The sequence below is a fragment of the Curtobacterium flaccumfaciens genome, from assembly GCF_051548005.1.
In the GTDB taxonomy this organism is placed as follows: domain Bacteria; phylum Actinomycetota; class Actinomycetes; order Actinomycetales; family Microbacteriaceae; genus Curtobacterium.
This window is the reverse complement of record NZ_JBPUGH010000003.1, coordinates 27,608-45,018: the sequence shown is the minus strand read 5'-3', so window position 1 is coordinate 45,018 and position 17,411 is coordinate 27,608. Positions and strand designations below refer to the sequence as shown.

Here is a 17,411-nt window from a genome sequence, read left to right as displayed (position 1 = left end):
GCCCGCGGCCCACGCGGCGACGAGCAGTCCCTCCGCCAGCGCCAGCACGTCGGCGCCGAGCGGCCCGTGCGTGGTCAGCCCGACGAACGGGTGCATCCGCGGCACGATCCTCGACTCCGAGCGGGATCCCGCTGCGGGTGTCGCCGTGGACGTCGCGGGTGCCGGCGGCTTCGCCCAGACCGCGACGACCGACGACTCCGGTCGCTGGTCCGTGACGATCACGACGCCGGGGCAGTACACCGTCAGCGTCGACCAGGACTCCCTGCCGAAGGGCCAGTACCTGACGAACGCCGCGGACGCCGAGCGGAAGGTGACCGCGACGCTGAACGCCAACGTCGGGCAGATCTTCCAGCTCTCCGACCAGCAGGGCGCGACGACCCAGGCGGACACGAGCAGCTTCAGCTTCACGCGTGCCTGGCAGCAGTTCGCCTCCGGCATCCGGCTCGGACTCCTCATCGCGCTCGCCTCGATCGGCCTCTCGCTCATCTACGGCACGACCGGGCTCTCGAGCTTCTCGCACGGCGAGCAGGTCACCCTCGGCGGGCTCCTCGCCTACGTCTTCGCGAACCAGCTCGGCTGGAACATCTGGGTGACGGGCATCGTGGTCACCCTGCTGTGCGCCGCGACCGGGTACCTGCAGGACGCCGCGATCTGGCGCCCACTCCGTCGGAAGCGGATCAGCCTGACGCAGCTCATGATCGTCACGATCGGTCTGTCGATCGCCGCGCAGTACGCCTTCCAGTACTTCTTCGGCGCCGCGACCGTCCGGATCCAGCAGGGCAACCCGGAGACGGTGTCGTTCGCCGGCATCACCCTCACGGTGCAGTCCTACGTCGCGATGGCGATCGCGCTCGTCGTGCTCGTCGCCACCGGGCTCTTCCTCGCCAAGACCCGCTTCGGCCGGGCGACCCGTGCGGTGTCGGACAACCCGGCGCTCGCCGCGGCGTCCGGCATCGACGTCGACCGGGTGATCCGGTTCGTCTGGACGCTCGCCGCCGGCCTCGCGGGCCTGTCCGGCGTCATGCTCGGCCTCGTGCTGAACGGCGTGAACTGGCAGACCGGCCTCCAGCTGCTGCTCCTCATGTTCGCGTCGGTGACCCTCGGCGGTCTCGGCACCGCGTACGGGGCGCTCGTCGGCTCGATGATCATCGGCATCGTCGTGGAGCTCACGAACCTCGTGCTGCCGGGTGACTTCAAGTACGCGACGGCCCTCGTGATCCTCATCCTCATCCTGCTGTTCCGGCCGCAGGGCATCTTCGGCCGCGCCGAGCGGATCGGCTAAGGGAGCGCGTCATGGACTACTTCGTCAACCTGCTCAGCAGCCTCAGCCAGGAGGCCCTGGCACCCACCACGGCCGCGTTCGCCCTCGCCGCGATCGGCCTGAACGTGCACTTCGGCCTCACCGGGCTCGTCAACATGGGCCAGGCGGCGTTCCTGCTGCTCGGCGCCTACGGCTTCGCGATCTCGATCACGAACGGGCTGCCCTTCGTGGTGGCGGTGCTCATCGCCCTCGCCATCGCGATCGTCTTCGCGATCATCCTCGGCATCCCCACCCTGCGGCTCCGCGGCGACTACCTGGCGATCGTGACGATCTCCGGCGCCGAGATCATCCGCATGGTCGGCCGGTCGAGCCTGCTCACCGACACGACCGGCGGCTCGAACGGCATCGCCGGCTCGACCTACCGCGACCCGTTCAACGCGATCAGCCCCCTGCCGGACGGCACCACCACGATCCTGTGGTTCACGTACTCGAACAACGGCGTCAACGGCTGGTGGATCCGACTCGCGGCGTGGGGCCTCGTCGCCCTGTTCACCCTCGTGCTCTTCCTCCTCATGCGCAGCCCGTGGGGCCGTGTCGTGAAGGCGATCCGCGAGGACGAGGACGCCGTCCGCTCCCTCGGCAAGAACGTCTACTCGTACAAGATGCAGGCGCTCGTGTTCGGTGGCGCGCTCGGAGCCCTGGCCGGCGTCATCTACGTCCTGCCGAGCTCCGTCCAGCCCGACGCCATGGGCCGCTCGATGACCTTCTTCATCTGGACGGCGCTCATCCTCGGCGGCGCGGCGACGGTGTTCGGGCCGGTGCTCGGCGCGGTGCTGTTCTTCGTCGTCCGGCTCTTCATCCGCACGGTGGCGAGCGACTTCATCCCCGACTCGATCATGAACCAGCAGCAGGCGGAGCAGTTCTCCTACGTGCTCGTCGGCGTCGCGCTCATGCTCCTCATCGTCTTCCGTCCACAGGGACTCCTCGGCAACAAGAAGGAGCTGACGTTCAGTGTCTGAGTACAGCCACCCCAAGGCCGACCCGATCCTCACGGTCGACACCGTCACCCGACGCTTCGGCGGCATGACCGCGGTCGACGTCGACCACCTCGAGGTCCAGCGCGGCTCGATCACCGCCTTGATCGGGCCGAACGGCGCCGGCAAGACCACGTTCTTCAACCTGCTCACCGGGTTCGACAAGCCGAGCCCCGGCGCGACGACCCGCTTCAACGGCGACACGCTGCAGAAGACGAGCGCGACGCACATCGCGAACAAGGGCATGGTCCGCACGTTCCAGCTCACCAAGGCGCTCTCGCGGCTCACGGTGATGCAGAACATGCTCCTCGGCGCCCGCGACCAGCCGGGGGAGAACTTCTTCGCCGCGCTCGTCCCGGCGCTCTGGCGGCCCCGCGAACGGGCGATCACCGCGAAGGCCGAGGAGATCCTCGCCCGCTTCAAGCTCGACACGAAGGCCGACGACTACGCCGGCTCGCTCTCGGGCGGCCAGCGGAAGCTCCTCGAGATGGCCCGCGCGCTGATGTCCGACCCGACGATGATCATGCTCGACGAGCCGATGGCCGGCGTGAACCCGGCGCTGACCCAGTCGCTCCTCGGACACATCCAGTCCCTCCGCGACGACGGCATGACCGTGCTGTTCGTCGAGCACGACATGCACATGGTCCGGCACATCTCGGACTGGGTGGTCGTGATGGCCGAGGGCAAGGTCGTCGCCGAGGGGCCGGCGGACACCGTGATGGACGACCAGGCCGTCATCGACGCGTACCTCGGCGCCCACCACGACACCGACCTGGGCGACGACTCGCTCCTCACCGAGGAGACCTACGAGGAGCTCGCCGAAGAGGTCAAGGAAGAAGACGAGCAGGAGGCGACCCGATGACCGACGCAACGGACCCCACGAACGCGAGCCCTGCCTCCAGTCCGGAAGAGCGGGGAGCGCCGCAGGCGGCGACCGCCACCCTGGACCGCGAGCCGGTCCTGAGCGCCAAGAACCTCGTCGCCGGCTACCTGCCCGGCGTGAACATCCTCAACGGCTGCGACCTCGACTGCTACCCCGGCGAGCTCATCGGCATCATCGGCCCGAACGGTGCCGGCAAGTCGACGCTCCTCAAGGCGCTCTTCGGGCTCGTCTCCATCCGCGAGGGCTCGGTGAGCCTGCAGGGCGAGGACATCACGAACCTCAAGGCGAACAAGCTCGTCCAGGCGGGCGTCGGCTTCGTCCCGCAGACGAACAACGTGTTCCCGTCGCTCTCCATCGAGGAGAACCTCCAGATGGGGCTGTACCTCCGGCCCCGGAAGTTCGCCGAGCGCCTCGAGGTCATCTACGACCTCTTCCCGGTGCTCGCGCAGCGGCGCAACCAGCGGGCGGGGTCGCTCAGTGGCGGTGAACGTCAGTCGGTCGCGATGGCCAGGGCGCTCATGATGGACCCGAAGGTGCTGCTGCTGGACGAGCCGAGCGCCGGCCTCTCACCCGTGCGGCAGGACGAGACGTTCATCCGGACCCGCCGGATCAACAAGGCCGGTGTGTCGATCATCATGGTGGAGCAGAACGCGCGACGCTGTCTGCAGATCTGCGATCGTGGGTACGTGCTCGACCAGGGGAGGAACGCGTACTCGGGCACCGGGCGCGAGCTCGCCGACGACCCGAAGGTCATCGAGCTCTACCTGGGGACGCTCGCCAAGGACGTCGACTCGGCGCGGTAGCGCCGGTCGGCCGCGGGTCCCGCTGTGGGGGTGGGATCCGCACCGGGTGGGGCCGTGCGTGGACGCTCCGCGCCGCACGGCCCCATTCCCGAGACCGGGCGCGTCGGTCACCCGGTCGCCGTCGGCCGCGCCGCACACCGGCCTGGAGGCACGGGTCGGCCCCGCCGGTCGGCTACCGTTGCGCGCGTGCGCACCTCCGGCTCCCGTCCGCCCGGACTCCGTCCGCTCGGTCCTCGCGCGCTGGACGCCGTCGTCTGGCTGCTCTTCGTGGCGCTGTTCGTCGGCGCCGCACTGCTCGTGAAGGTCGCCGCGGTGCTCCTCGTCGTCCTCGTCGTGCTCGCGGTCCTCCTCGGTCTCGCACTGCGGATCCTCAGGAAGCGTCGGTCCCGCGGACGATCCTGAGGTCATCCTCCCGGACCAGCGCAGATCAGCCGAGCAACCGATCTGCTGGAACATCAGCGCTGCCACCATCATGAGGTGACCACGCTCATCAACGACCCTCGCGTCCTCGCGGTCCCCGTCCGCCCGGTAGGCGAGCCGCTGGTGCGCCTGGCCGACCGCGGTGTGCGCAGCGCGTCGTCCGGTCCCGGTGGGCTCGTCCGGCTCGGCGTGGCCGACCGTCTCGCCCGTGCCGACCGAGCGCTCCCCGATGGTGTGCACCTGCTCGTCGTCGAGGGGTACCGCACATTCGAAGCCCAGTGCGCGATCATCGACGACTACCGCGCGACCCTGACTCCACTGCACCCCGACGCGACCGCCGGCGAGCTCGACGACCTCGTCTCCCGCTTCGTCGCACCCGCGCAGGCCGCGCCGCACGTCGCCGGGGCCGCGGTCGACTGCACGCTCGTGGACGACGACGGCGCCCGGCTCTGGATGGGGACGGCGATCGACGACACCCCGGAGCAGAGCGGCGGCAGGTGCTTCACCGGTTCCCCGGACATCGACGACGAGGCCCGGGCGAACCGAGCGGTGCTGGCCTCGGTCCTCGAGCCGGTCGGCATGGTCAACTACGAGACCGAGTGGTGGCACTGGAGCCACGGCGACCGGTACTGGGCGTACCGGACCGGTGCCGCCGCTGCACGGTACGAAGCGGTCCCCGCTGCTGCGTCGGGAGCGGTGGCGTGATCGCCGGGGCGGCGCCGGTAGCGGCAGCCGTGCCCGATCGGGTGGCGACGTCCCGGACGGTCGTGCCCGATCGGGTGGCGACGTCCCCGACGGTCGTGCCCGATCGGGTGGCGACGTCCCGGACGGTCGTGCCGCTCCGTACCGTGCACCCCGCCGCGATCGCCTCGAACGTCCGCCGGGTCACCGCCCGTGGGCACGAGCTCGTCGCGGTGGTGAAGGCCGACGGCTACGGACACGGTGCCGAGGTCGTCGGCCGCACGGCGCTCGCCGCGGGTGCCGTCGCGCTCGGCACCGCCACGCTGGCCGAGGCACTCGCGCTCCGGGCTGCCGGCATCGACGCCCGCCTCCTGTGCTGGCTGCACCTCCCCGGTGCCGACTTCGCCGCCGCCGCACAGGAGCGGATCGAGGTCGCGGTCGGGGACGAGGACACGCTGGCTGCCGTCGCGATCGCCGGACGGCTCGCCCGCACCCCCGTCGTCGTGCACCTCCACGTCGACACCGGCATGGCCCGCGAGGGCGCCGAACCCCACCGCTGGCAAGGCCTCCTCGACGCCGCGGCCGCCGCCGAACGCGCCGGGGAGGTCGTCGTGCGCGCGGTGATGGGGCACGTGCCGAACGCCGACCGGGCCTCGGCGGCGCGAGCGGCGACCCTGCTGCGGCTCGCCGGACTCGCGGCCGACCTCACGCTCGGGCACCCCGTCGACCTCCACCTCGGCGGGACCCCGGCGGCGTTCGCCGGAGCCGACCTCACCGGCATCGCCGTGCGGGTGGGTGCGGCACTCGTCGGCATCGGCCCCTCGGACGCCGGGCTCGTCCCCGCGATGACGGTCACCGCGCCGGTCGTCGCGGTGCGCTCGGTCCGTGCCGGCACCCCGGTCGGCTACGACGGGACGTGGACCGCGCCGCGGGACGCCGTGCTCGCCGTGCTGCCGGTCGGGTACGCCGACGGGGTGCCCCGCGCCGCGTCGGGGTCCGCGCGGGTGCGCCTCCGAGGGCTCCTGGTGCCGGTGGTCGGTCGGATCAACATGGACCAGGTCGTGCTCGACGTGACCGGGGTGCCTGCGCCGCCGGTGGAGGCGGGAGAGCTCGCCACGCTGATCGGACCCGCCGACGCTGCCAGCCCGACCGGCACCGCCGGTCCCGCGGGTCGGTCCGGCGGCACCGGGCCGACGGCCGCGGACTGGGCCACCTGGGCCGACACGAACGCCCACGAGATCGTCACCGGACTCGGCGGCCGCATCGCCCGCACCGTCGACACCACGAACAGCAGGAGTACCGCATGAGCACCACCGAGCCCGTCCGCGTCGTCGTCATCGGCGGGGGTGCCAACAGCGAGCACGGGGTGGGGCTCGCGAGCGCCGCCTCCGTCGCGGCCGCCCTCGACCCGACCCGGTACGAGGTCGTGCGGCTGACGATCGACCGTGACGGCGGGTGGCGCTCCGCCGACCTGCCGTGCTCGTTCCCCGAGGCCGCCGCCGTGCTCGCCTCCGCCGACGTGGTCTTCCCCGCGGTCCACGGACCGGACGGCGAGGACGGCTCGCTCGCCGCTCTGGCGCAGCTCGCCGGGGTCCCGGTCGTCGGGTCGCCCGTGGGTGCCGGGGCGATCGCGATGGACAAGTGGGTGACGAAGCTCGTCGCCGAGGCCTCCGGGGTCGCCGTCGCACCGGGCGCACTGCGGACGCGCGACGAGCGTCTGGGTGCGGACGCGACGACGCTCGGAGCATCGGTCGGTCCGTTGCCGTGGATCGTCAAGCCCGTGACGGGCGGGTCGAGCTTCGGCGTGAGCCGCGTCGACGTGCCCGAGCAGCTCGACGCCGCGCTCGCCGAGGCCTTCGCCCACGACGACCGCGTGCTCATCGAGCGGATGGTCACCGGGCGCGAGGTCGACGTCGCCGTGCTCGAACGCCCGGACGGCGAGCTCGTCGTGGGGCCGCCGCTCGAGGTGCTGAACGACGCGGACGGGTTCTTCGACGCCGACACGAAGTACGACGGGTCCGCCCGGTTCGTGCTGCCCGCACTGCTCGACCCCGCCGTCGCGGAGCGCATCGAGGAGGTCGCCCGGATCCTGTTCAGCCGGCTCGGCTGCGCCGGTCTCGCGCGCGTGGACTGCTTCGTCACCCCCGAGGGCGAGGTCGTGCTCAACGAGGTGAACACGATGCCCGGCCTGACCGCGCAGTCCCAGCTGCCGAAGATGTTCGCGTCGGTCGGCATCGACTACCCCGACCTGCTGTCGGAGCTGGTCGAGACGGCCCTGCGGACGACGGCCCGCACGACGGCCCGCACGACGGCCGGCACGGCGGCCCGCACGACGGCCGGCACGGCGGCCCGCACGACGGCCGCGACGAGCGGTCCGGCACCGTCCACCCGGTCGGGGACCCCCGCGGAGGCCGCCCGCTAGGCTGTGCGCGTGAGTGAAGTCGAGATCGGTGCAGGCAAGCGCGGACGACGGGCGTACGCGTTCGACGACATCGCGGTGGTCCCCTCGCGACGCACGCGAGACCCGCGCGACGTCAGCGTGCAGTGGACGATCGACGCGTTCACCTTCGAGTCGCCGATCCTCTCCGCCCCGATGGACTCCGTCGCCTCCCCGGCCACGGTCATCCAGATGGGCAAGCTCGGCATCCTCGGCGTGCTCGACCTCGAGGGCCTGTGGACCCGCTACGAGGACCCGGCGCCGTACTACGAGGAGATCAAGGCCCTCGCCGACGGCAACGTCACCAAGCGCATGCAGGAGATCTACTCGGAGCCGATCAAGGCCGAGCTGATCACCGCGCGCCTGGCCGAGATCCGCGCGGCGGGTGTCCCCGTCGCCGGCTCCCTCAGCCCGCAGCGCACGCAGGAGTTCTCGCAGACCGTCGTCGACGCCGGTGTCGACCTGTTCGTCATCCGCGGCACGACCGTCTCCGCCGAGCACGTCTCGCAGGACGAAGAGCCCCTCAACCTCAAGAAGTTCATCTACGAGCTCGACGTCCCGGTGATCGTCGGCGGCGCCTCGACCTACACGTCGGCGCTCCACCTCATGCGCACCGGTGCCGCCGGCGTCCTCGTCGGCTTCGGCGGGGGAGCGGCGTCGACCACCCGGGCCGCGCTCGGCATCCACGCGCCGATGGCGACCGCGGTGGCGGACGTCGCCGGTGCCCGACGTGACTACATGGACGAGTCCGGCGGCCGGTACGTGCACGTCATCGCCGACGGCGGGCTCGACACCGCCGGCGACGTCGTCAAGGCGATCGCCGTGGGAGCCGACGCCGTCATGCTCGGCACCGCGCTGGCCCGCGCGACCGAGGCTCCCGGCGGTGGCTTCCACTGGGGCGCCGAGGCGCACCACCCCGAGCTGCCCCGCGGGCGCCGGGTCGAGGTCGGCACGATCGCCCCGCTCGAGAACGTCCTGCACGGCCCGACCCCCACGTGGGACGGCCGCGCGAACATCGTCGGCGCGCTGCGTCGGTCGATGGCGACGACCGGATACTCCGACGTCAAGGAGTTCCAGCGAGTAGAAGTGGTCGTGGCGCCGTACCACCAGCAGTGACGCTCCGGCGCCGACCGTGAACCGGAGGCGACCATGGCGAAGGCAACGACCACCAGCACCACGACCGACGGGCTGCCCGGCGGTGTCGGGTTCGACCCGACCGTGAAGCTCGGCCCCGACGAACGCGCAGCGGCGATCGCTGCGCTCAAGGAGCACGAGGTCGACGTCCTCGTCGTCGGGGGTGGCATCGTCGGCGCCGGGAGCGCGCTCGACGCCGCCACCCGTGGTCTGAGCGTCGGCATCGTCGAGGCACGCGACTGGGGATCGGGCACGTCGAGCCGGTCGTCGAAGCTCGTGCACGGCGGCATCCGCTACCTCGAGCAGCTCAACTTCGCGCTCGTCCGCGAGGCACTGATCGAACGCGGCCTGCTCCTCCAGCGCATCGCCCCGCACCTGGTGAAGCCCGTCCGCTTCCTCTACCCGCTCAACCACCGCGTGTGGGAGCGCTTCTACATCGGCATCGGCATGGCGATGTACGACGTGTTCAGCTGGTCCGGCGGCCGCCCGCCCGGCGTCCCGCACCACCGGCACCTCAGCCGCAAGCAGGTGCTCAAGAACATGCCGGGCCTGAAGAAGGACGCCTTCGTCGGCGGCATGACGTACTACGACGCCCAGGTCGACGACGCGCGCTACGTCGCCTCACTCGTCCGCACCGCCGCGTCCTACGGCGCCCACGCCGCGAGCCGGGTCCGCATCGAGGGCTTCATCAAGGTCGGGGAACGCGTCGTCGGTGCCCACGCGCACGACATCCAGACCGGCGAGAGGTTCGACATCCGCGCCAAGCAGGTCGTCAACGCGACGGGCGTCTGGACCGACGACACGCAGGCGATGGTCGGCACCCGCGGGCAGTTCAAGGTCCGCGCGTCGAAGGGCGTCCACCTGGTGATCCCGCGCGACCGTTTCCAGTCGAACACGGGCATGATCCTCCGCACCGAGAAGAGCGTCCTCTTCGTGATCCCGTGGGGCCGGCACTGGCTCGTCGGCACCACCGACACCGACTGGAACCTCGACAAGGCCCACCCGGCGGCGACCGCGGCGGACATCGACTACATCCTCGAGCACGTCAACAAGGTGCTCGCCGTCCCGCTCACCCGCGAGGACGTCGAGGGCGTGTACGCCGGCCTCCGCCCGCTGCTCGCCGGGGAGTCCGACCAGACTTCGCAGCTCAGCCGTGAGCACGTCGTCGCGCACACCGCCCCCGGACTCGTCGTGGTCGCCGGTGGCAAGTGGACGACGTACCGGGTGATGGGCAAGGACGCCATCGACGAGGCCGTCGCCGCGATGGACGGCAGGATCCCGGAGTCGACGACCGAGGACATCCCGCTGCTCGGTGCCGAGGGGTACCCGGCCGCGTGGAACCGCCGCGGTCGCACCGCTCGGCAGGTCGGCGTGCACAAGGTCCGGATCGAGCACCTGCTCAACCGCTACGGGACCCTCGCGACCGAGGTCCTGCAGCTCGTCGAGCAGGACCCGTCGCTGGCCGAACCGCTGCCCCAGGCGGACGACTACATCGGCGCCGAGGTCGTGTACGCGGCCTCGCACGAGGGCGCACTGCACCTCGAGGACGTCCTCGCCCGCCGCACCCGCATCTCGATCGAAGCGTGGGACCGCGGGGAGTCGGCGGCCCCGGTCGCGGCGAAGCTGATGGCCGACGTCCTCGGCTGGGACCAGGAGACCACCGAGAACGAGGTCTCGAACTACCTCAAGCGCGTCGCCGCCGAGCGCGAGTCGCAGCTCCAGCCCGACGACGAGTCGGCGGACCGCGTCCGCCTCGAGGCGCCCGACATCGCGTTCGGCTTCGACGAGGACGACGTCGTCGTCGGCGGTGGCCGGTCGAGCGGCGCGGACGGTGCGAAGGCGTCCGACGAGCAGGTGGTGGGGGAGAAGACGAGCGAACCCCGGTAGGCGACGGACGTCGCCGAATCGCACCGTGCCTCCAGACCGGCCTGGAGGCGCGGTGCGCGCCCGTCAGGCGGCCCGCGTCCGGCGTCGGCTGCGTCGGACGTGCACCGCCTGCCCGACGACGAGGACGAAGGGGAGCGCCGCCAGGCCTACGGTGCTCATGCCGACCAGGACCGTGAACCACGCGGTGTGGTACCCGCCGCCCACCATGAAGGCGTCCGCGACGTCCATCCCCAGGGCCGTCCCGCTCGCCCACGCGGGGAAGATCCCGGCCGCGAGGACGCCGAGGTTCGCGGCGACCATCGCGAACAGGGGTGCCCGCTGCTCCGCGAGGACCCACTGCACTCCTGCAGCGAGCAGGATCCCGACCAGACCGACGCCGACGACGACCACGATGTCGAGACCGGTGTGGAACCCCTGCCGCTCGAGCTCGGCGTAGATCGCGGCGAGCGACCGCCCCGGGACCGCCGCCAGCGGATCGAGCACCAGCTGGACGAGTACGAGCAGCGCGGCGTACACCGCGACGACCGACACCCCGGCGACGGCCACGACCCCCCGAGAACGCTGCATCCCCCGACGCTAGACCGGGCACGGTACGGCACGCGTCCGTCGCCCGGATGACCCGGAATGCGCGGCCACCGCCGGTGGTTATCATCGTGGTACTCGGAAAGGGAGGCCATCTCATGGTCGACGTCCATCGCGTCAAGCTCCCCGGAGTCGGCGTGCTGCACAGCTTCTACACCGACGACGGTGGCAAGTGCGGTGTCATCACGCACCGGTCGGGACACTCCGACCTCATCTCCTTCGCGGACGTCTCGGACGGCGCGGACAAGTCGGAGAAGGTGTCGCTCCGCCTCAGCGAGGACGAAGCGCACACGCTCGCGGAGCTGCTCGGCGGCACGCGCATCACCGAGGGCCTCGACAAGCTCGACGAGATCCCCGGCCTCAGCATCGACTGGTTCTCCGTCGACTACGAGGACGCCATCGCGGGCAAGCCCCTCGGCGACCTCCACGACTCGGGGTTCATCGGCCTGACCGTCGTCGCGGTGGTCCGTGGTGACAGCGCCAACCCCGCTCCCTCCCCGGACTTCGTCGTGTTCCCCGGCGACACCATCGTCGTCGCGGGCGCGCCCGAGAAGGTCGCGAAGGCCTTCTCGTTCTACCGCAGCGGAGAGCTTGCGGCCGCCTCGGCCGAGGCCCCGCGCCGGAGCTAGCGCGTGCACCTGGGTGGTGAGCTGCTCACCATCGGTGTGCTCTTCGTCATCGCCTACGTCCTCGGACGCCTGGGCAAGACCATCGGTCTGCCCGCCATCCCGATCTACATGGTCGTCGGGCTCATCGCGAGCCCGCACACGCCGTGGATCGGGCTGAACGTCGAGTCGCACACGATCGAGCTGATCGCGACGTTCGGCCTCGTGCTCCTCTTGTTCAACCTCGGGCTCGAGTTCGACCAGGAGGAGTTCTACGGCAACGCCGGCAAGCTCCTCGTCTCCGGTGGCACGTACGTCGCCATCAACATGGGGATCGGCTTCGCGTTCGGGTTCTCGCTCGGCTGGGGCACCCGCGAGGCCCTGATCATCGCGGGCATGACCGCGACGTCGTCGAGTGCGATCGTCACGAAGCTCCTCATCGAGCTGCGGCGGCTCGCGAACGACGAGACCCCGATGATCCTCGGCGTCACCGTCATCGAGGACGTCTTCATCGCCATCTACCTGGCGATCGTGTCCGTCGTGCTCTCGGGCGACACGAACATCTGGGGCGTCGTCGGGAAGCTCGCGTTGGCGTTCGGCTTCCTCATCGTGATGTTCACCCTCGCCCGGTTCGCCGGCAAGTGGGTCTCCCGGATCTTCGCCACCCGCGACGACGAGCTCTTCACGGTGCTGTTCTTCGGACTCGCGGTGATGTTCGGCGGCATCGGCGAGATCCTCGGCGTGACCGACGCCATCGGTGCGTTCGTGATCGGCCTGCTCTGTGGTGCCACGCGGTACCGCGACCGCATCGAGCAGCTCGCCCTGCCGATGCGCGACGTCTTCGCGGCGTTCTTCTTCGTGAACTTCGGCCTCGGCCTCGACCTGTCGACCTTCGGCGAGGTGCTCTGGCCGGTCCTCGGCGCGATCAGCATGACGGTCGTCCTCAACGCCGTCGCCGGGCAGATCGTCGCCCGCATGAACGGCTTCAACGTCCAGCAGGGGATCAACACCGCGGTCATCCTGGTCAACCGCGGCGAGTTCGCGCTGATCCTCGCGACACTCTCGGCCGCCGCCGGCCTGGAGGCGCGGATCACCGCGTTCGCGGGCCTCTACGTCCTCGTCATGGCCGTCCTGGGTCCGCTGCTCGCCGTGAACTCGGACCGCATCGGCCGCCTCGTGGTGCGTCCGGCGCGGGTCGCGCGGCTGCGCCAGCGCCTCCGCGCCCGACTCGGGCGCCGTGGCGGTGCTGTGCCGGTCGGAGCGTCCGGACCCGCGCTCGACGAGGCGATCGACTCCGCCGCGGAGGCCGGGGTCGCCGACGAGGACGCCTCCCGGGCCGCCCGTCGTGCCGAACGCGACCGGCAGTTCGCGGAGGAGTTCGCGCTCGTGGAGGCCGCTGGGAGGGAAGAGCGCGAGAATGGTGCACCGGAGCCCCGCGACGAACCCGTGACCTCGTCGGTGGAGATCCCCGCCGAGCGTCTGGAACGCCCGGTGCGACAGCGCGATCCGGAGTACTGATACAGATGTGGGCCGTTGCCCGACGACCGAAGTGGATCGCGCTGCTGCTGTTGGCGCTCGTGCTCGCGGCGGTGTTCGCGTTCCTCGGCAAGTGGCAGCTCGAGCGGAGCATCCAGAACGGGAAGCCCCTGCCCGCGACCACCGAGACCCGGCAGGCGCTCGACGACGCCCTCGCGCCGATGAAGCCCGTCACCGAGGCCCTCGCAGGGCAGAAGGTCACCGTCTCCGGCACCTTCGTCGCGGGTGACACGACCGTCCTGACGGGCCGCAGCGGCGGTGGGACGTACCAGACCGTCGGACACCTGGTCGACTCCGGGACCGGTGCGAGCCTCCCGGTCGTGATCGGCTGGTCCGACCAGCGCTCCGCAGCCGTCGCCGGCGGTGACCGACTCGCCGACGGGCAGACGATGACCATCGAGGGCCGCCTGTACCCGGAAGAGTCCCCGGACCAGGACACCTACGACAAGGGCGAGTACTCCGCCGTGGCGCCGGCGCGGTTCGTGAACACCTGGAAGCAGTTCGACGACCGGATGTACCTCGGGTACGTGGTCGCCGACGGGTCCACCGCGAAGGCCGCCGACCTCGGCACCATCGCCGACCGTGCCCCGACGCGTGAGGTCCAGTTCGACTGGCTCAACCTCTTCTACGCGGTCGAGTGGGCGGTGTTCGCCGGGTTCGCCGTCTTCCTCTGGTACCGCTTCGTCAAGGACGCCTGGGAGCGCGAGGAAGAGGACCGCCGTGAGCGCCTCCACAGCGCCGACGGTGCCCTCGTCGACCGACGGTAGGATGGCCGATATGGCTCTGACCGTCCGACCGCGCGACGTCCCGAAGATCCCGGGCGCGGTGAAGTGGTACCGCGTCTCCGCGTACATCACCGGTGTGCTGCTCCTGGCCCTCGTGGTCGAGGTCATCATCAAGTACACGCCGCTGCAGCTCGAGATGCAGCTCGGCAACGGCCCGTTCTTCGTCCCGAACGGTACGGCCGGCGAAGCCCCCGGCACGTTCAACCTGTCGATCGCGATCCTCATCGCGCACGGCTGGCTGTACGTCCTCTACCTCTTCACGGACTTCCGTCTGTGGAGCATCATGCGCTGGAGGCCCTCGCGCTTCCTGCTCATCGCCCTCGGCGGCATCATCCCGTTCATGTCCTTCGTCGTCGAGCACCGCATGCAGCAGAAGGCCATGGACACCTACCACGAGCTGACCGCTGCCCAGCAGCGCGAGAAGGAGGCCGCTCGGTGAGCGAGACCGACCAGCGTCCCGTCCTCGTCGTCGACTTCGGAGCCCAGTACGCGCAGCTCATCGCTCGTCGCGTGCGTGAGGCCAACGTCTACAGCGAGATCGTCCCCCACTCGATCACCGCGGACGAGGTGAAGGCGAAGGACCCCTCGGCCATCGTGCTGTCCGGTGGTCCGTCGTCCGTCTACGAGGAAGGCGCCCCGTCCCTCGACGGCGACATCCTCGACCTCGGCGTCCCGGTGCTCGGCATCTGCTACGGCTTCCAGGCCATGGCGACCGCCCTCGGCGGTGAGGTCGCCCAGACCGGCCAGCGCGAGTACGGCGCGACCGACGTCACCGTGACGGGCACCGACAGCGTGCTGTTGGGCGACCAACCGGCGTCCCAGGTCACGTGGATGTCGCACGGCGACTCCGTGGCGAAGGCTCCCGAGGGCTTCGAGGTCCTCGCGTCGAGCGCCTCGACCCCGGTCGCCGCGTTCGCCTCCGACGAGCGCAAGCTCTACGGTGTGCAGTGGCACCCGGAGGTCAAGCACTCGGTGTTCGGGCAGGCCGTGCTCGAGAACTTCCTGCACCGCGCCGCCGGACTCCCCGGTGACTGGAACTCCGCCAACGTCATCGAGGAGCAGGTCGCGCGGATCAAGGAGCAGGTCGGTTCCGCACGCGTGATCGCCGGGCTCTCCGGTGGTGTCGACTCGGCCGTGGCCGCTGCCCTCGTGCACGAGGCCGTCGGTGACCAGCTCACGTGCGTCTTCGTCGACCACGGGCTCCTCCGCGCTGACGAGCGCAAGCAGGTGGAAGAGGACTACGTCGCCTCGACCGGCGTCCGGCTCGTCACGGTCGACGCCGAGCAGCAGTTCCTCGACGCGCTCGCCGGTGTGAGCGACCCGGAGCAGAAGCGCAAGATCATCGGCCGCGAGTTCATCCGCACGTTCGAGGCGGCGGCCGAGGCCCTCGTGCTCGAAGCCCGCGCCGATGCCGCGGCGTCGGACTCCGACTCGGGCGAGGTCAAGTTCCTCGTCCAGGGCACGCTCTACCCCGACGTCGTCGAGTCCGGTGGCGGTTCCGGCACGGCGAACATCAAGTCGCACCACAACGTCGGCGGCCTGCCCGAGGACATGACGTTCGAACTCGTCGAGCCGCTCCGCACGCTGTTCAAGGACGAGGTCCGCGCGGTCGGCCGCGAGCTCGGGCTGCCCGAGGTCATCGTCGGACGCCAGCCGTTCCCCGGCCCGGGGCTCGGTATCCGCATCGTCGGTGAGGTCACGAAGGACCGCCTCGAGCTGCTCCGTGCCGCCGACAAGATCGCCCGCGAGGAACTCACCGCGGCCGGCCTCGACGAAGAGATCTGGCAGTGCCCGGTCGTCCTGCTCGCCGACGTCCGCTCCGTGGGTGTCCAGGGCGACGGCCGCACCTACGGCCACCCGATCGTGCTGCGTCCGGTGTCCTCCGAGGACGCCATGACCGCCGACTGGACGCGCCTGCCCTACGACACCCTCGCGAAGATCTCGAACCGCATCACGAACGAGGTCCCGGACGTGAACCGCGTCGTGCTCGACGTCACGTCGAAGCCGCCGGGGACGATCGAGTGGGAGTAGCCACTCCCTGACACACGAGGGCCCGGCACGCGGACTGCGTGCCGGGCCCTCGTGTGTCCGGGCCCGGTGCGTCGTGCGTGCCGGGCCGATTCGTCGAGGTTCCGAAATGCTGGCACCTCGACGCCCCTTGCTTGTGGTCCCTGGAACCTCGACGGACGTGAGCGGCGAGTCGTGGAATCTCACGGCGGGTCCAGGACCGCTGCGCGCGGGTGCCCCCGCGACACCGGCACGACGAAGGGCCCCGGCGTGTTCGCCGGGGCCCTTCGTGTCGTGCGAGTCGCGCTGGTGCTAGTTGCGCGAGCTGTTCGCCACGATGGCGAGGATCCGCAGGATCTCGAGGTACAGCCACACGATCGTGACGATGAGGCCGAACGCCGCCGTCCACGCGTAGATCCGCGGAGCACCCCGCTGGACACCCGTCTTGATCTGGTCGAAGTCGAGGACGAGCGAGTACGCCGCCATGAGCACCACGAGGATGCCGATGACCACGCCGAGCGGGATGCCGAAGACCTCGAACCCGAGGGCGCCGAACGCGGTGTTCGTCACCCCGGTCCACATGAGGACCAGGTTGATCAGCGAGAACACCAGGTAGCCGATCATCGCGACGAGGAAGAACCGGGTGGCCTTCGGCGTCGCGCGGATCTTGCCCGAGGTGAAGAGCAGGAGGGTGATCGCGAACACGCCGAGCGTCCCGAAGACCGCCTGCGGGACGATGCCGCCGAACGCGTACTGGTACGCGTGCGAGATGCCACCGACGAACACGCCCTGCACGGCCGAGTAGGCCAGGACGAGGGCAGGCGAGGGCTTCTTCTTGAAGGTGTTCACCAGCGCGAGGACGAACCCGACGATGGCGGCGACGATCCACACGCCGGCCGGGAGGTTCCAGCCCGCGACCGCACCGACGACGAGCACGCCGAAGGCGAGGAGCGTCTTGACGATGGTGTCCTCGTACGACATGCGGTCCGTGTCGACGGTGGAGGCCGACGGACGGTCGTACATGTACTGCAGCTGGTCGGGCGTCATGCCGGCCTGCGGCGTCTGACCCCAGCCAGCCTGCTGCTGTCCGGCGCCCGCGCCCCAGGCGTTCCGGCCCGCGTCGTTGAAGGCGGGGGACTGGTCGAAACCGGGCTTGAAGGCCATGGTGTCCTCTCCTGAATGTTCGAGTCCTCTCAGCCTACGGACCGGGTGGCCCGGAAGGCTGTGGATTCGCGGCGAGCGGAACGGCTGTCCCGTGGTCGCCTGCGGCGATCGTCGCAGCCCCGGCTCGGAGTTCGCCGTGCCGGGCCTGAGCACCTGACGGAGGTGGGCTGGAAGGCGGGCGCGAGCCGTGCC

The 17,411-nt window shown here is 70.7% G+C and carries 17 protein-coding genes; 15 read left to right on the top strand and 2 right to left on the bottom strand.

Annotation, left to right across the window (positions count from 1 at the left end; all coding sequences use genetic code 11):
• Positions 1-70 precede the first annotated feature (70 nt).
• From ACSW7Y_RS01005 to ACSW7Y_RS00960, 10 genes are all read left to right on the top strand, one after another.
• Positions 71-1,282, top strand: a complete 1,212-nt coding sequence (locus ACSW7Y_RS01005) for a branched-chain amino acid ABC transporter permease (RefSeq protein ID WP_438124494.1) — start codon at positions 71-73, stop codon at positions 1,280-1,282.
• Positions 1,283-1,293: 11 nt separating this feature from the next.
• Positions 1,294-2,280 (top strand): branched-chain amino acid ABC transporter permease, encoded by a 987-nt coding sequence (locus ACSW7Y_RS01000; protein WP_058725419.1) that lies wholly within the window; start codon positions 1,294-1,296, stop codon positions 2,278-2,280.
• Positions 2,273-3,157 (top strand): ABC transporter ATP-binding protein, encoded by an 885-nt coding sequence (locus tag ACSW7Y_RS00995; RefSeq protein ID WP_058725420.1) that lies wholly within the window; start codon positions 2,273-2,275, stop codon positions 3,155-3,157. Before ACSW7Y_RS01000 ends, ACSW7Y_RS00995 begins: the two co-directional genes overlap by 8 nt.
• Positions 3,154-3,981 carry an ABC transporter ATP-binding protein gene (locus ACSW7Y_RS00990; protein WP_438124493.1) on the top strand — a complete coding sequence of 276 codons (828 nt, stop codon included), beginning with the start codon at positions 3,154-3,156 and terminating at the stop codon, positions 3,979-3,981. The genes ACSW7Y_RS00995 and ACSW7Y_RS00990 overlap by 4 nt, the downstream gene beginning before the upstream one ends.
• A 186-nt stretch (positions 3,982-4,167) precedes the next feature.
• A complete protein-coding gene (locus ACSW7Y_RS00985; RefSeq protein ID WP_438124492.1) occupies positions 4,168-4,383 on the top strand; it encodes a hypothetical protein in 216 nt (71 codons plus the stop codon).
• A gap of 75 nt (positions 4,384-4,458) precedes the next feature.
• On the top strand, positions 4,459-5,106 hold the full coding sequence (locus ACSW7Y_RS00980) for a M15 family metallopeptidase (RefSeq protein WP_438124491.1): 648 nt from the start codon (positions 4,459-4,461) through the stop codon (positions 5,104-5,106).
• Between the two features lie 29 nt (positions 5,107-5,135).
• Complete coding sequence (alr, locus tag ACSW7Y_RS00975; RefSeq protein WP_438124490.1) at positions 5,136-6,389, top strand: alanine racemase; 1,254 nt, start codon at positions 5,136-5,138, stop codon at positions 6,387-6,389.
• Positions 6,386-7,504 (top strand): D-alanine--D-alanine ligase family protein, encoded by a 1,119-nt coding sequence (locus tag ACSW7Y_RS00970; protein ID WP_438124489.1) that lies wholly within the window; start codon positions 6,386-6,388, stop codon positions 7,502-7,504. Before alr ends, ACSW7Y_RS00970 begins: the two co-directional genes overlap by 4 nt.
• 9 nt (positions 7,505-7,513) lie before the next feature.
• Positions 7,514-8,635, top strand: a complete 1,122-nt coding sequence (locus ACSW7Y_RS00965) for a GuaB3 family IMP dehydrogenase-related protein (RefSeq protein WP_290133616.1) — start codon at positions 7,514-7,516, stop codon at positions 8,633-8,635.
• A gap of 33 nt (positions 8,636-8,668) precedes the next feature.
• The gene (locus tag ACSW7Y_RS00960; protein ID WP_438124488.1) at positions 8,669-10,540 is read left to right on the top strand and encodes a glycerol-3-phosphate dehydrogenase/oxidase; all 1,872 of its coding nucleotides are present in this window, start codon (positions 8,669-8,671) and stop codon (positions 10,538-10,540) included.
• 63 nt (positions 10,541-10,603) lie between these two features.
• On the opposite strand, the gene ACSW7Y_RS00955 is transcribed toward ACSW7Y_RS00960, so the two are convergent.
• Positions 10,604-11,107, bottom strand: coding sequence for a hypothetical protein (locus ACSW7Y_RS00955; protein ID WP_438124487.1), 504 nt, complete (start codon positions 11,105-11,107; stop codon positions 10,604-10,606).
• Positions 11,108-11,220: 113 nt separating this feature from the next.
• Between ACSW7Y_RS00955 and ACSW7Y_RS00950 the strand changes: the two genes are divergently transcribed.
• The 5 genes from ACSW7Y_RS00950 to guaA are packed head-to-tail and all read left to right on the top strand — an operon-like array spanning position 11,221 to position 16,079.
• Positions 11,221-11,751: a cation:proton antiporter regulatory subunit gene (locus ACSW7Y_RS00950; RefSeq protein WP_058725426.1), complete on the top strand. Its 531-nt coding sequence runs from the start codon at positions 11,221-11,223 to the stop codon at positions 11,749-11,751.
• Positions 11,752-11,754: 3 nt separating this feature from the next.
• A complete protein-coding gene (locus tag ACSW7Y_RS00945; protein WP_438124486.1) occupies positions 11,755-13,245 on the top strand; it encodes a cation:proton antiporter in 1,491 nt (496 codons plus the stop codon).
• 5 nt (positions 13,246-13,250) lie between these two features.
• Entirely contained in the window at positions 13,251-14,030 is a 780-nt protein-coding gene (locus ACSW7Y_RS00940) for an SURF1 family cytochrome oxidase biogenesis protein (RefSeq protein WP_438124485.1), read from the top strand.
• A 10-nt stretch (positions 14,031-14,040) separates the two neighbouring features.
• Positions 14,041-14,487 carry a DUF3817 domain-containing protein gene (locus tag ACSW7Y_RS00935; RefSeq protein WP_290133622.1) on the top strand — a complete coding sequence of 149 codons (447 nt, stop codon included), beginning with the start codon at positions 14,041-14,043 and terminating at the stop codon, positions 14,485-14,487.
• Complete coding sequence (gene guaA / locus ACSW7Y_RS00930) at positions 14,484-16,079, top strand: glutamine-hydrolyzing GMP synthase (protein ID WP_438124484.1); 1,596 nt, start codon at positions 14,484-14,486, stop codon at positions 16,077-16,079. Before ACSW7Y_RS00935 ends, guaA begins: the two co-directional genes overlap by 4 nt.
• 288 nt (positions 16,080-16,367) lie before the next feature.
• Here the strand turns inward: guaA and ACSW7Y_RS00925 are convergent, their stop codons facing one another.
• Complete coding sequence (locus tag ACSW7Y_RS00925) at positions 16,368-17,219, bottom strand: Bax inhibitor-1/YccA family protein (protein ID WP_438124483.1); 852 nt, start codon at positions 17,217-17,219, stop codon at positions 16,368-16,370.
• Between the last annotated feature and the right edge of the window lie 192 nt (positions 17,220-17,411).

What these genes read in the sequence shown, in the direction of transcription:
- ACSW7Y_RS00960 (WP_438124488.1), top strand. Translation starts at nt 8,669, where the DNA reads ATGGCGAAGGCAACGACCACCAGCACCACGACCGACGGGCTGCCCGGC.
- ACSW7Y_RS00925 (WP_438124483.1), bottom strand. Translation starts at nt 17,219, where the DNA reads ATGGCCTTCAAGCCCGGTTTCGACCAGTCCCCCGCCTTCAACGACGCG.
- ACSW7Y_RS00970 (WP_438124489.1), top strand. Translation starts at nt 6,386, where the DNA reads ATGAGCACCACCGAGCCCGTCCGCGTCGTCGTCATCGGCGGGGGTGCC.
- ACSW7Y_RS01000 (WP_058725419.1), top strand. Translation starts at nt 1,294, where the DNA reads ATGGACTACTTCGTCAACCTGCTCAGCAGCCTCAGCCAGGAGGCCCTG.
- ACSW7Y_RS00990 (WP_438124493.1), top strand. Translation starts at nt 3,154, where the DNA reads ATGACCGACGCAACGGACCCCACGAACGCGAGCCCTGCCTCCAGTCCG.
- ACSW7Y_RS00935 (WP_290133622.1), top strand. Translation starts at nt 14,041, where the DNA reads ATGGCTCTGACCGTCCGACCGCGCGACGTCCCGAAGATCCCGGGCGCG.
- ACSW7Y_RS00955 (WP_438124487.1), bottom strand. Translation starts at nt 11,107, where the DNA reads ATGCAGCGTTCTCGGGGGGTCGTGGCCGTCGCCGGGGTGTCGGTCGTC.
- ACSW7Y_RS00940 (WP_438124485.1), top strand. Translation starts at nt 13,251, where the DNA reads ATGTGGGCCGTTGCCCGACGACCGAAGTGGATCGCGCTGCTGCTGTTG.
- ACSW7Y_RS00950 (WP_058725426.1), top strand. Translation starts at nt 11,221, where the DNA reads ATGGTCGACGTCCATCGCGTCAAGCTCCCCGGAGTCGGCGTGCTGCAC.